This window comes from Bacillus sp. N1(2025) (assembly GCF_053470005.1).
The window spans coordinates 1-13,476 of record NZ_JBLTJB010000014.1 but is presented as its reverse complement, the minus strand read 5'-3'; the positions used below and the strand labels follow the sequence as shown (position 1 = coordinate 13,476).

General features: G+C 33.6%; 11 protein-coding genes and 2 pseudogenes. 8 read left to right on the top strand and 5 right to left on the bottom strand.

The window, feature by feature from the left end; all coding sequences use genetic code 11:
• Positions 1-127: 127 nt before the first annotated feature.
• The 5 genes and pseudogenes from ACNFN4_RS20495 to ACNFN4_RS20475 all read right to left on the bottom strand — a co-directional run.
• Positions 128-778, bottom strand: a pseudogene (locus ACNFN4_RS20495) (hypothetical protein); the annotation flags it as partial.
• 203 nt (positions 779-981) lie between these two features.
• Positions 982-1,884 carry an NUMOD3 domain-containing DNA-binding protein gene (locus ACNFN4_RS20490; protein WP_053574268.1) on the bottom strand — a complete coding sequence of 301 codons (903 nt, stop codon included), beginning with the start codon at positions 1,882-1,884 and terminating at the stop codon, positions 982-984.
• Positions 1,885-2,069: 185 nt separating this feature from the next.
• Positions 2,070-3,944: pseudogene (locus ACNFN4_RS20485) on the bottom strand (RNA dependent RNA polymerase); the annotation flags it as partial.
• Between the two features lie 40 nt (positions 3,945-3,984).
• Entirely contained in the window at positions 3,985-4,164 is a 180-nt protein-coding gene (locus ACNFN4_RS20480) for a hypothetical protein (protein WP_014417885.1), read from the bottom strand.
• 119 nt (positions 4,165-4,283) lie between these two features.
• Positions 4,284-4,520 carry a helix-turn-helix domain-containing protein gene (locus tag ACNFN4_RS20475; RefSeq protein ID WP_021493593.1) on the bottom strand — a complete coding sequence of 79 codons (237 nt, stop codon included), beginning with the start codon at positions 4,518-4,520 and terminating at the stop codon, positions 4,284-4,286.
• A 178-nt stretch (positions 4,521-4,698) separates the two neighbouring features.
• Here ACNFN4_RS20475 and ACNFN4_RS20470 point away from each other — a divergent pair, with 178 nt between their 5' ends.
• The 8 genes from ACNFN4_RS20470 to ACNFN4_RS20435 all read left to right on the top strand — a co-directional run.
• Complete coding sequence (locus ACNFN4_RS20470) at positions 4,699-4,983, top strand: hypothetical protein (RefSeq protein WP_021493592.1); 285 nt, start codon at positions 4,699-4,701, stop codon at positions 4,981-4,983.
• On the top strand, positions 4,983-6,095 hold the full coding sequence (locus tag ACNFN4_RS20465) for a cell division protein FtsZ (protein ID WP_448200445.1): 1,113 nt from the start codon (positions 4,983-4,985) through the stop codon (positions 6,093-6,095). Before ACNFN4_RS20470 ends, ACNFN4_RS20465 begins: the two co-directional genes overlap by 1 nt.
• A gap of 979 nt (positions 6,096-7,074) precedes the next feature.
• A complete protein-coding gene (gene yonT, locus ACNFN4_RS20460; protein WP_041482523.1) occupies positions 7,075-7,254 on the top strand; it encodes a type I TA system toxin YonT in 180 nt (59 codons plus the stop codon).
• Between the two features lie 302 nt (positions 7,255-7,556).
• Positions 7,557-7,796: a hypothetical protein gene (locus tag ACNFN4_RS20455; protein ID WP_014472020.1), complete on the top strand. Its 240-nt coding sequence runs from the start codon at positions 7,557-7,559 to the stop codon at positions 7,794-7,796.
• Between the two features lie 80 nt (positions 7,797-7,876).
• On the top strand, positions 7,877-9,109 hold the full coding sequence (locus ACNFN4_RS20450; protein ID WP_041482525.1) for a hypothetical protein: 1,233 nt from the start codon (positions 7,877-7,879) through the stop codon (positions 9,107-9,109).
• 308 nt (positions 9,110-9,417) lie between these two features.
• Positions 9,418-11,289: an LPD29 domain-containing protein gene (locus ACNFN4_RS20445; protein WP_448200444.1), complete on the top strand. Its 1,872-nt coding sequence runs from the start codon at positions 9,418-9,420 to the stop codon at positions 11,287-11,289.
• 53 nt (positions 11,290-11,342) lie between these two features.
• The gene (locus ACNFN4_RS20440) at positions 11,343-12,944 is read left to right on the top strand and encodes a DNA N-6-adenine-methyltransferase (RefSeq protein ID WP_423734312.1); all 1,602 of its coding nucleotides are present in this window, start codon (positions 11,343-11,345) and stop codon (positions 12,942-12,944) included.
• Between the two features lie 171 nt (positions 12,945-13,115).
• On the top strand, positions 13,116-13,476 hold a 361-nt coding region (locus ACNFN4_RS20435; RefSeq protein WP_448200443.1), incomplete at its 3' end, for a beta barrel domain-containing protein.

Here is a 13,476-nt window from a genome sequence, read left to right as displayed (position 1 = left end):
CCTTATGGCGATTATCTCAAAAGGGGCTTTCAGACCAGTCATATCAAGGGTTCAGGGCACTTTTTTTGTTAAACTTTTTCCGGTAAAATCGCTGTACCCCTTGGGGGAGTAAGGCTCAGGGCACTTTCTATTTTTCTTCCTTCCTCCACTTATCCCTTTTCCACTTGTTTTTTTGCTTTTGTGCTATTTTCTTTGCACAGGTTGTACAATATTTCGCCTTGTGCGAAGTCGACTTAAACATTTTTCCGCAACTACAGCATCCTCTATAAGTCTTTAAGTTATGTCTTAGATTCTCTAATAAAGTCTCTCCAAAGCACTCCCATAATGTTGATTTAAATTTGCTTTTCTTTTTATATAGGTACTTTACTAAAACATCAGTAACATATTGCTCGTCATTGTGGATTTTTAACAATCTGTCTTTAATGACCTTATAAACATAAAGTTTTTGTCCAGGCTTAATGTCTTCATCATTCATGAGCCATTTCTTGTTTTGGTCTAATCGTTTGTACTCACTAATAATTGCCTCGTCCAACTTAATCTCCTTGTTCTTGAGCAGGAAGCGATAATCAAATTTTCCTGCTACTGCTGCGAAATTAATTCGGTCAGAAGGGATAATGGAGTCTAACTTATTTACTGTGCTTTCATTAATTAACTCAACGCTATGTTCTTCTTTATCCTTTGCATTGATGAAGAAGTGGGGTACTTTATTTTTTATGTAATCTTTAATTTTTTCATCAACATGATCAGGACGGGTGGGCATGAATAAGGTTTTTGCGAACTTTGATACCCTCGGTTTCCCGATATTTTATTAGGGAATAGACCATATCATCATCTGTGCTAGACAGATGGTCAGCGCTTCATAATAAGGAATTTCACCTTATTATTACTCCATAAAGGATGGTCGTTGCACCTTCATTTACAAGTGCTTCCCAGCATGATGTAAACGCTTGGCACAGGGTTTTCATATAATACATTCTACATTCATTTTACATTTTTATAGGTTCTTCCTTGTTTAATTCCATAGACAACATTGGGTTTTATGTTACACATTTTTGCAACATGGGGTGCTGATAACCCTTTTTTAAGAAGTTCTCTTATGCGAAATACTTCTTTTGGAGTAAGAGTGCTTTTCTTCTTGCTTTTGTATTTAAGAATAAAGTCGTCCCACCCAGTAACATGAATATGATTCCATACTTTACACTCTAATATTGATTTAACGATGGGGTAGGAAACACACATTGACTTTGATACTTCGGACATCTTTTCTCCATTAATCAAACGAACTTTTATCTCGTATGCTTTCGTTTCATTTATTTTTGAGGATTTATTTTTTGACCCTAAATGAGACTGACGCATCTTTAATCTAGATTCTGGCGAATGCCTTTTATTCATTCTAGATTGTAAAAGCTTTTCCTTATGCTGCGGAGAGAGCTTTCTGCCAATTCTCGCTTTACTCATTTTGGCTTTAGTCTCATCACTAAGCTTTCTTCCGGTGTTATTAATCCTATTCTTTTCCCCAATAATTCTTTTGGTGGAGTCAGACATCTTACAATTACTCTTGCCCTCTCCGCCGGTGGTCATGTTAAAGCCATTTAAATAGGCACCTAGTTCATTTATGTAGTGAGTTTCTAATTCGTTCATATCTGAGTTTGGATCAACTGTTTGCAATACATGAAATTGGAAATCGTTTTCTCCATATTTATTCCAGGTATTCTGCAAATGTCGATTACAGTGCGAATTGTTTTTCAGCTTCCAAGTGTGATGCCAGTAACGCTTAATAAATTTCATCTTAGTTTTCCCCACATATATTAAGCCGGTGCTTATCTGCTCAATCTTATATATCCCACTCAAATATTTATGCTCATCCTCATTTATAAACTTCACTTTGTCACCCCCTTGTTTTAAATATCATTGTTCAAAAATGTAAAATGTATTAATTAGAATTCCCCTGTTAGCACACTCATTGACGATCATTTCCTATCGCTACTTTTCGCTGAATGTACACCCTAGATTTCTAGGTTCACTGACTTTTCATCCGCATATCGCTATGCGACGCGACTATAAATTTAATCGATAGTAAAGTTATTTTCCATGCATAACCATTTGATCACATCCAGATTTATATTGTCGCTGTTCCATATCTTAGTGATGTTGTTGCTGTATTCCCCGATATTGATCCCATAAGCAAGAGTAAGTGCTTCATATACGTTCCTGCTATTAATCTCTTGTTTCTGGGCTACAGACATTTCATAATACAACGGAACGATGTTTTCCATATTACGCTTGGCAATATTGACGATTAACTCATCAGAAATAATTAAGGCCTTATCCCCGTCATTATCAAACTGTAGCAACTTAGATATCGGATCATGAATGCTTGTGTAAACACCTGGGGTAATGAACCACTTTTCATATTTCTCATCTTTTTTGTTCCACCTAACACCATGCTCTCTGAATAGGTGAGGGGAGCGGAGGATGTCAATATACCCTTCATCATATAAAGAACAATGGACATCATTTCCTGAAAGCAGTCCTTTTGGATTCTGGATATTCAGAAATAATTTTTCGCAGAAAGCATATAGATCAGGGCATAAGTATGTATAACGAGCACCATCCACAAGCAATTTTCCTGATTTGGCATCTTTAATCATGCTTTTCTTTTTATTTTTAATAATTTCTTTCGTGTGATCATCGTTAAGAAGTTCTGGATATAGAAGTAAAGCGTCCTGAAGAGCTGTCCGATGTTTCTTTTTCTCCGTAGCTCCAAGAACTCTTAACATGGTTTCTTTGTCAGTTCCCAATGTGGTTATTTCTTTTACAGTCTTTGAGCTCATTTGAATTAATTCTTCATCTGAGATATCTGTAAGTGTCTGGAGCATTTGATATGTGAGCTTACCTTCAACAGAAGGGTCTTCTTCATTGAGTTTTGCCCCTAAGCATCCATATTTTTTATAATTGCCTTGATATTCTTCCCACGATGAATAATACTTCCACATTTTAAACTGGCTTTTAGTGAAGATAATCTGAACATCATCTTTCACTATGTCCCATTCCTTGCCGTATATATCAGTTACTTTAAAAGCTTTGTTTTCCTCAGCAAATTTACGAAAATCAAAAGGGACTAATAAACCCTTTACCCATGGGAGTCTTACCATGAAGCTTTTACGACTTAGAGTGGGAAGTATCATTCCGCAGCCATCTGTATGTTCAATGGGAATGTTCATTGTTTTTCGTGTGATCTCGTATGTGTCTCGATCAATGTAGTCAACGAGACTCGACACATCAGTTTCTAAGTCGTTGACTACAACCGCTTTATCAATATTAATCTCCCAAGGGCTACTGGCACTGTTAGATAAGGCCATATAGCTATTCCATTTGTTAATGCTGCTACCACCAAGGGAGTTGATCTTTTCAATACTCAAGCCGCATGTCAAAGCATCCTGATATTTATCGTAGGTGCTTTTTTTAATGAAACAAGACTTCTTTGTACGAATTTGACCGGCGCTACTCGTGAAATAAACGTATTTTTCATTGTTATGTAAAAATCCCTGATCAATAATGTCCTTCAATACTTCAAAATGGTAAGTCTGGACAACCATGATTTCCTCTGAAAGGGTGTTTTCTTTAATCCCTAATGTTCTGGTCAACACTGAATCAAATAAAGAAATCACTTTATTGTCCCTTAAACTGTCAGTTCGAAGTGTTCTTATGTCATTATGTTCTTCGAATGCAGAATAGAGGCATTCTTTAAGGTATGTAATTCTTTGTGAAATGTATTTCTTATGTTTATTATGTACATTGTCTAATGTCTTAAGATAATCTCTGTATCTATAAGACTTTAAGATCTTATTATGTAATAAATTTTCTTTGTCATTATAAAATGCTGATGTATCCACACTGTAAATGTGAACTTGCTTAGACAATCCGTCTTTTTTTCTTTTCAATAAATCCTCTCCGTTCATTTTATTTTTACTCTTAAAGTGCTTAATATTCGCTATTAAGATATTGATTTACTAAACTTCGATATGTAAAGCTTTGCTTATTAATCTTTCCGTACCATTTATAATCCTGATAAAGGTATTCTTCTTCGGGTGTTGCTGTCCCATCGACTACTTTTCCCTCTATAAACCCCATTAAATGACTAAATAAATACTGCTTTTTCATCTTACACCTCCATACTATTTTATTTTTACTCTTAAAATGATTAAAATAAAGACCACTTCACGTGGTTGTGTCTTTATTATATATTTTATTTTTACTCTTGTAAACATAAAAATCCAAAGTTAATTGGATTTAATTTCGATTAATTCAAAAAGATCGTCAACTTTACAATTTAGAATATGTGCCATTAATAAAAGATTGTATGTACTAGGGAGGACGGTTGCAAATCCCTCGCTGTCATTTTTACACCATCTAGATATACTTGCTCTTTCAGCTTTTATTTGCTCTGCTAACCAGCCTTTTTCAATACCTTTGCTGTTTAGAAATGAATCCAACTTACTTTTAACCCTATATTCCATTTAAATCATCCTTTTGCTGTTTGAATAAATTTTATAAAATGACTGGTTTACATACAAGCAGAGTATGATTATTTGCATTAAGATACAAAAATATTTGCATTTAAATGCAAATAGACAATATAATAATCGTATATCAACCAAGATACTTCAAAATCATCAGATATTAAGGAGGGGTCACATGGATACTTATTTTGCTTCTGTCATTGACAACTTAACTCGAAATGATCTGTATATTCTAGGCTTATTGAGCGATGAAGGGGCTGATTTAAAGTTTAAATCAATTAGGAAGAAAACCATTCAAGCTAAAACTCAGTTAACTGATGCTACCTTTAGAAAGAGCATCGATCGTCTGGAGGCCTTGCAATTTATTAATATAGTGAAAAACAGTAAAGAGCATACAATTTTTATTACTCAATATGGTCAAGAAGCTTTGAGATATCAATTAGAAGGGGAGAGGGTTTAATGTTTGGTTTTATTGGAGTTGGTCAGGCCGGCGGAAGTGTAGCAGATGAAGCAATGAAGAGAGGATTTCATTCTGTCGCAATAAATTATTCACTTTCAGACCTTAATTCATTGGTCAATATTCAAGATAAGCTGCATTTGGTCGGAACAGAAGGAGTGGGTAAAGACAGAAGCGTAGCAGCGAAACATATGAAAAATAACTGGGAGTCCTCTATTGAGTTCATAAAGAACACAATGGAAAAGCCTTCAGTACAAGTTATTTTCGTAGTTTTCTCTGCAGCTGGTGGATCCGGTTCAGGGGTAGCCCCTATATTATTAGAATTGTTAAATGAATGTCTTACTCATAAAACAATAGTTGCTGTACCAATCCTTCCTGACAACAATGAGGTATTGGTTAACCAGATGAATTCACTGGAGCTACTTGAAGACTTATCTATGCCAGAGACATGTGTTTTACCTTTGGATAATCAAATGGTTTTAGGTAAATACGAAGGAAAGATTTCAGAGAGCAGGCTCTACAAGGAAACAAATAAAATGTTCCTTGATTTAATTGAAGTCTTACTCAATTACACGGACAGAGGATCAAAGATCAGTACATTAGACAGGAAGGATTTAAATCAGCTTTTTGATACACCAGGAATCATGACTATTGCTCAAACAGACCTCAATGAATTTACAAATGAGGGCAAGTATTTTGATAAGCTGCATGAAGATATACAAAAGTCGTGGAACAATTCGATTTTCACTCCTGTTGAGTTTACAAATGTGATGAGAGCTGGAGTTATTCTGGATGTTCATGAGTTCTTAACGGAGCATATATCGTATAATGAGCTGTTTAATGTCTTTGATAACAAGATGCCCCTAGACTTATTTAAAGGACATTATGATAAAGGTAATAGGGCGATAACGATTCTTAGTGGATTAAACTGGATCAATGAGCGGGTGAAGCAGTTAGATGATTTAATTGAAAATGGGAACACTGAAGTTAAAGAAACAACTGTTTATAAAGCAAAGAATCGACGTAGAGAGGATTTATTCAAGCCGAGGAAACTGGAGAACAGAGAACCGAAAAAGACCTCTTATATGGAGGCACTGAAGAGACTAAAGCGCTAATTTTAAAGGGAAGCTGCCTATTAAGGTGGCTTTTTTATTTTGACTTTTAATGACCCCCGGGTGATCGTGAGCTATAAAAGTGCTTATCGTAAATGAAGGTCGGAAAGGGTTATCTAGTTGATATAGCAATGTTTTAGAGCTGTCAAAGGGGATAATAGGTGTTTTGTGATCGTAAAACGTAGGCAGGAGAGGGGAAAAGTGGTCGTTGAGTTAAAAATCTAATGAAAAAGGTGAAAATGAGGGGTGGGAAAACATTGATATTATAGGCTTTTACGATAGCGATTACGATGTGAAAATAGGCTGAAAAATGGGAAAGTGAAAAAATAAGTTGGGTGTGGAAATGGAAGTGCTAGGGGTACATTTGTTCCTGTTTTTTGGCTTTTAGATGTTAATATACCCCCTATATATTGGTATTGAATTCCCTATATAAGATACGTTATGTAGGGTTTTTGTGATTTGGCTGATAAATTTGCACAGCTAACACAATTTCAAATGAAAAACAATATTTATTTTTGAAAAAATAATTAAGCGGTCAATTTAAAAGTGAATACCCATTCATAAAAAATAATCGTGTGTATAACGAAAGGGAATGAATCGAAGTCTTATTTTTAATCTATCTTATACATTCACTCTAATTTTATATTCATCCTAATCGTGTTCCTTCTCATCTCATTACATCCACCCATAACCTGACTTGTCCTCATCTCTATTCCGTTTCCATTCACCACACATCATCATATATCCATCCCATAACACACAAACCATAACATCATCAGAAGCATTCTAATGCACCTAGAATCAATTTTAAATGAATCATAGTATCATTGGTATCCAATCCACATACATGCCTTATACAGCCTATAAACACCCATGAATAATAGTCCAAAATAATTTAAAAAATCCATTTTAAGAGTAAAAATAAAATGACTCCGAAGGAAAAATGTGCTATAATAGAGTTATAGGAAAGGAGGTGTACATAGTGCTTGAGAAAGTGGGTATAACAATTGCTTTCCTTATTCCTATCACGGTTTTAATCATCAACTGTTTAACGATAGCTGAGAAGATTCAAAACCTGATGAAGAATAAAGAAAGCAAAAAGAAAAAGCGTACACGCAAGCGCCTCCGTAGCAAGAGACAACGCAAACGTATACGCAGATAACACGCTAAAGGGGAATTAATCCCCTTTAGTCACTACCCATATTATAACATGGACAAGCACATTGTAAACATGAAACGATTCTCATTATGGTTTACGAACATTACATTTGTTGTTTTATTCTTGTTGTTCCTGTTCATCAAAGATTACTTCAGCAGCGGAATACAGTCGCTTATTACGGCTATCTTCATAGTAACGTGTATCATTGTCATTTTGTTATGGATCGCTTACTTTGTATACGCCAAAAGAAGGTAAACAAATCTAGCTAACATCATGCTATACTAAGCTTATTAGAGGTGAGCGGAATGGAAAATCAGATCCTTGAAGCGATACAGCAACTATCCAAGGATATTAACACAATTAAGCAGGACGTTAAGGATATTAAAGAAACGGTTAAACGGATCGAAGAAAATGAACCTGAAGAAGTTGTATCCATGCTTAAGATTATTAACAAGAATATTGAAAGTGACCACCGATACAATGATAAGAAATTCTCTGGACTTGAAAGACGTATTCATGATCTTGAAGAAAGAATCAACAATTGAATTTCATACATGAGAAGGAGCGGTAAAACATTTATCCGTTCCTTTATTTTTAATATTAAAGGGGGAAGTCTATATTTATTATGAATAAAATTAAAATAATTGACTCTATAATGGGATCGGGTAAGACAAGTTACATGATTCAAAAGATGAATGAAGCACCCAAAGAGGATAAGTTTATTTTTATTACACCATATCTTGATGAGGTAAAGAGGATAAAGGAAGCGTGTCCAGATAAGAAGTTTATTGAACCTAAGATACACAGCGTAAACGGAGAAACATTTTATAAGCTAGACTCATTACATAAACACCTTTCAGATAATAAGAATATAGCAACTACACACGCACTCTTTAAGATGGCAAATGAGACAACAAAAGAACTCATCTATTCAGGTAATTATACTTTGATACTGGATGAAGCAATAGAGGTTGTAAAGCAGTTAAACATATCTGCAGATGACCTGGATATGTTATTTAAAAATAACTGGATAATTAACAAAGACGACCGAATAATATGGAACATGGAACAAGAAAAGAATATGCAAAGGGAATATGATGGAGAGTTTAAACACTTGAAACAGCTTGCATTAAATAACAATTTAATATTACATAATGATTCAGTCATACTCTGGAACTTTCCTGCTGACATATTCAAATTGTTTAAAGAAGTATACAACTTAACATATCTGTTCGATGGACAGTTACAGAAGTATTATTATGATTTAAACAATATTCCTTATGAGAAATATATGATTAAAAAAGATAAGGGAAAGTATAAGTGTGTGCCCTATGATTCAGCAGCAGATAAGCATATTAAGGGTAAAATTAAAATAAAGATAAATATTTACGATGGAGATCTTAATAAAATCGGTGAAGAAAAGTACTCTTTATCAAAAGGATGGTACAGAAATAAAAGGGTTTTACATAAGCGACTGCAGAATAATATCCTGAATTACTTTCAGAACATATGTAAGTCTAAATCAAACTTTAATATGTGGACAACGTTTATTGATTATAAACCAAGGCTTTCAGGCAAGGGATATACTAAGGGGTTCATACCATGTAATATCCGGTCTACAAATGAACATAGTCATAAAAATACACTGGTTTATGCTATTAACCGTTATTGTAATCCCTTGTTAGTTGAATATTTTATCTCTAAGGGTGTTAAAGTTGATGAGACTTACTTTGCCCTTTCAGAGATGATTCAGTGGATATGGAGAAGCAGCATAAGAAATAATGATTCGATTTCAATTTACATTCCATCAAGAAGAATGAGGTTAATGTTTATTGATTGGTTAAATAATGATTTATAACCCTTATTGCAAATAAAGCAATAAATCATAAAAAAAAGTCAACTGTCCCAAGGGTTTGAGGGGTGTGTCCCTTAAAGGGGAAGAGGGGTAATAATTAAATAAAAAAATAATAAATTCGTCCGTAAAGTGCCTTTACGGACGTCTCGTTTCAGCAAGCTGAACCTCGATAATATGTTTTTCTTTTTTTAGAATAAAAATAAAATAATTATTGAATATTTATAGTGATCATGTTAAAATTAAATCAAGTCAAAGGATTACATACATTTAGAGTAAAAATAAAATTTTTATAAAGAATGGGGAGATTGAAAATGACAGCTGTTTTAAGAATTAACGAAGAGTTAAACGGAATTGAACTTTATTTTGATAGTAAACCAGAACAAGAGGTTTTAACTCATCTTAAATCAAACGGTTTTCGATACTCTGGATTCAAAAAATGTTGGTGGAGCAAACGGACAGAAAAATCAATGCGGGTCGCTAATGGTGTCACTAAACAAGAAATCTCATCTTCTAAAACAATCACTAAAACCAAAAAGAAAGCTAAGGGCGTAAAAATGAGTCTGTGGGATGCAACACAATGGAGTGAATTCGAGGTTAACAAGGAACAAGAAGTGAAAGAAATGGCAAAGGAAATAAGAAAGCATTTGAGACAACGTTTCCCACAATGCAAATTCTCTGTTACTACTGGGGGAAGCAATTCACATAGCACTATTAACATCACAATCAAATCAAGTCCTTATGAAAAAGGCTCAGCTTATTTGACTGCGATTTATAATTATTGCAACAGCCTTTTAAACAATTATCGCCATTGCTACAGCCCAGCAGATCCATACACTGATTACGCAGGTAGTTACAATTTCTATGGTCGTGTTTCATTAGATTGGGAATACACAGTGACAGAACAAACAGAAGAAATTAAAGAAGATATGACACTGTTTGATTCAAAGATGGAAGAATTCGAAGAAGCCGAGAAAGCGAGAAAAGAAAAAGAACTTCAGGAATATTTAAAAGAGCAAGAGCTTAAAAATGCTGAATATAAGAGACGGCAAGAAGAAGAAAAGAAACAAGTCGAAAAAATCTATAGCAGCATTGTAGTAAAACAACTGAATGAAGATCAAGAGTATTTTGTTATTGATGCACAGTTTGCCAACTTAAACAAAAATCAAACACTTAATCAATATAAAGACGAGGTTGTTAAAGGTGACTACAGACTTGAAAATGTGAAAATTACAAAAGAAGTGCATTTCAATACTGAAGAAGCTTTAAACAACTTTTCTAACTTGCTTTTAAATGATTTTGATTTTCTTGCGGAAACCGGTGGAAGTTTTACGGAAGACAATAGAATCAACTCAATGATTGATTATTACAATATGGACGATCTTGAAAAGAACACAGTCAAATGGAATTTATATGGCGTAGGAGTGTACTACGGCGGGAAATTGCAATTCATTGTAGACGCTCAAGGCCATTCTTATGCAAGATACGTTGGTTTAGTGGACAATGCAAAAATTGAAAAGTCATTTTCTCATAAACAAGCGATAAAAGAAGGAGAGTTAGACGAGTTAAAACATCAAGCGGGAAAAATAGAAGATCTTTCTAGTTCAGTCATTGAAGAATTAAATATATTTCTAACCTGGAATAATGAAGACTGGGACAAATATAAAACTTCACTCAAAGGAAAATTGAAATTGAATAATTTGAATTTGAGTAAAAATGTTATCCAACAAGCAGATACAGAAAAATTAAAAACTGCTTTATACAGAATTCTCCATGAAGTTGACAGTATTCAAGAACAATTTAAAAATGCTGATCTTGAAAAAGGTGAAAAATATACTCTGTTTCACATATCTGATCTTGGATCTTTAATTACTGAAAGAATAACGTATGACAGTTGCCAGTCAACTAAATATGCTCAATATGATAATGCAGTGAAGTTGACATATCGGCCTGAAAATAAAAGGAATTTATATTACCGACACTTCTATTCAGAATTATTGATGTTCAAAGGATGGCACTCGCTGCCCGAAACAGTGTTGAATAATGTAGAGGTTAAACCAGATGGGACTAAAATAATTCACAGTAAGTACTACTCGTGTGACAAAAGACAATTTGACGAGGTTTTAAATTACTTAAATAATAAAAGATTCAAACCTTTAATCAATACTTATAAGTCTAATCTATGAAATAAGAGGGGGGATGGGAAAACATCTCATTCCCTAAAAAGGGAGAACAAAAAATGTTTAAAGATAATCCGGATTTTTATCCGACACCACCACAGTTAATCCGAAAAATGACATCTAAAGTAGAATGGAAGTACATTAACTCCGTTTTGGAGCCGTCAGCAGGTAAAGGAAACTTAGTAGAAGCTATTCACAATCAATTTAAAAACACCAGCAACTATAGAAGGAATTCGAAATATGACATTGATGCAATTGAACAAGATGAAAACTTACGACACATACTTAAAGGCAAAGATTACAGAGTGATAGCAGACGATTTTCTGACGTTTAACACTTACAAGAAGTATGATTTGATTTTTATGAATCCACCTTTTAGTAGCGGTGTTAAACATTTATTAAAGGCGATTGAATTAATTGAAAAGCAACAAAGATCCGGACAAATTGTTTGCTTACTAAATGCCGAAACATTAAAAAATCCGTATTCAAATGACAGGAAATTTCTTATACGTAAGCTAGAGGAAATAAATGCAGAAGTTGAATACATTCAAAACGCTTTTTCGAACTCAGAGCGAAACACAGAAGTTGAAACGGCGCTAATTTACATAAGCATTGAAAAACAAGAATATGACAGTGTTCTAATAGAAGAATTGAAAAAAGATGAGTCCCATAAAATTAGTGCCGATTATAAAGCAACACAGTTAGTGAATGTAGACTTTATAAAAGGAATTGTAGAACAGTTCAATTATGAAATCAAAGCGGGTTTAAAATTAATCAATGAATATAACAGTTTAAAACCATTAATGCTGCATAGTTTCAATGATGACAGTACTCCAATATTGAAGCTGCTAATTGACAAGAATACCGAAGAAAATGACATAGAGAATGCATATATAAAACAAATTAGGGCGAAGTATTGGAATACGTTATTTAACAATGATCAATTTATGGGGCTCTTCACAAGCAATTTAAAACAAAAGTATTTGCAGCACGTTGAGGAATTAAAAGATTATGATTTTTCTTTGTTCAATATCTATACATTAAGAATTCAGATGAGTAAAGAGGTGACGCAGGGCGTAGAAGATACAATACTTAACCTTTTTGAAGAATTTAGCCACAAGCATTACTATGATGAATCATCAAAAAATGTGCACTTATATAATGGGTGGAAAACAAATAAATCATATAAAATTAATAAAAAAATAATTATTCCACTAAACGGGTATTGTAGTTGGCTCGGTCACTATAGTCCAACAGACTACAAGGTCTTAGAAAAGTTGAAAGATATCGAAAAAGTTTTCAATTACCTTGACAATGGGTTAACAGAAGACATAAACATTGATGAAACTATAAAACTAGCTAAGCATTACGGTGAAACGAAAAAAATAGAATTAAAGTACTTCTATGTAACTTTCTATAAAAAAGGAACATGTCACATCGAGTTTAAAGATATGGAAATTCTCAAGAAATTTAATATCTTTGGCAGCCAAAAGAAAAACTGGCTTCCTCCTTCGTATGGTAAGGTAAAATATCAGGATATGACAGCAGAAGAAAAAGACGTAATTAATAATTTTGAGGGTGCGCAATCTTACAATGAAACGGTAAATAACGCTTCTTATTATATCCTGGATACATCAAAGCTTCTATTGCTTACATCATAACAAAATACACACTTTAATAATAAAAATAAAATAAGTATTGATAATTTAAAATAGTCATGTTATACTTAAATCAAGTTAAAACAACAGCAGAGCATACATATTTTAAGAATGAAAATAAAATAACTAAAACAAAATGAAATGCATATTTTAAACAGAATGGAGAGAAAAAATTTGGATAAAAGTCAATTAATAAAGGTGGACTCAACAGTATATCTTAAACCAATCAATAATGCCGCACGATATGGAAGAAAAGATATTCTAGAGAAAGTTGTGCTGAAAAAAGGAAGGAAATATTTCTATGTTGGAAATACGGGAGAGACAGAAACAAGACGCATGTTCAAATTTTCTTTGGAGGATATGAGAGAAGTGACAGAATATAGTCCTGACTGGGAGCTTTATTTATCAAAACAAGAGATTATTGATAAGGAAGAGAAGAAAAAGTTAATTTTCGATATACGCTCAGTCTTTGATAGATGGTCATCGGTTGATTTAACGTTAGATCAATTAAGAAGGATACATGCAATCATATCTG

Bases quoted from the DNA above. Each gene is read 5' to 3' on its own strand.
- ACNFN4_RS20445 (WP_448200444.1), top strand. From the start codon at position 9,418: ATGACAGCTGTTTTAAGAATTAACGAAGAGTTAAACGGAATTGAACTT.
- ACNFN4_RS20480 (WP_014417885.1), bottom strand. From the start codon at position 4,164: ATGAAAAAGCAGTATTTATTTAGTCATTTAATGGGGTTTATAGAGGGA.
- ACNFN4_RS20470 (WP_021493592.1), top strand. From the start codon at position 4,699: ATGGATACTTATTTTGCTTCTGTCATTGACAACTTAACTCGAAATGAT.
- ACNFN4_RS20465 (WP_448200445.1), top strand. From the start codon at position 4,983: ATGTTTGGTTTTATTGGAGTTGGTCAGGCCGGCGGAAGTGTAGCAGAT.
- ACNFN4_RS20450 (WP_041482525.1), top strand. From the start codon at position 7,877: ATGAATAAAATTAAAATAATTGACTCTATAATGGGATCGGGTAAGACA.
- ACNFN4_RS20475 (WP_021493593.1), bottom strand. From the start codon at position 4,520: ATGGAATATAGGGTTAAAAGTAAGTTGGATTCATTTCTAAACAGCAAA.
- ACNFN4_RS20455 (WP_014472020.1), top strand. From the start codon at position 7,557: ATGGAAAATCAGATCCTTGAAGCGATACAGCAACTATCCAAGGATATT.
- ACNFN4_RS20440 (WP_423734312.1), top strand. From the start codon at position 11,343: ATGTTTAAAGATAATCCGGATTTTTATCCGACACCACCACAGTTAATC.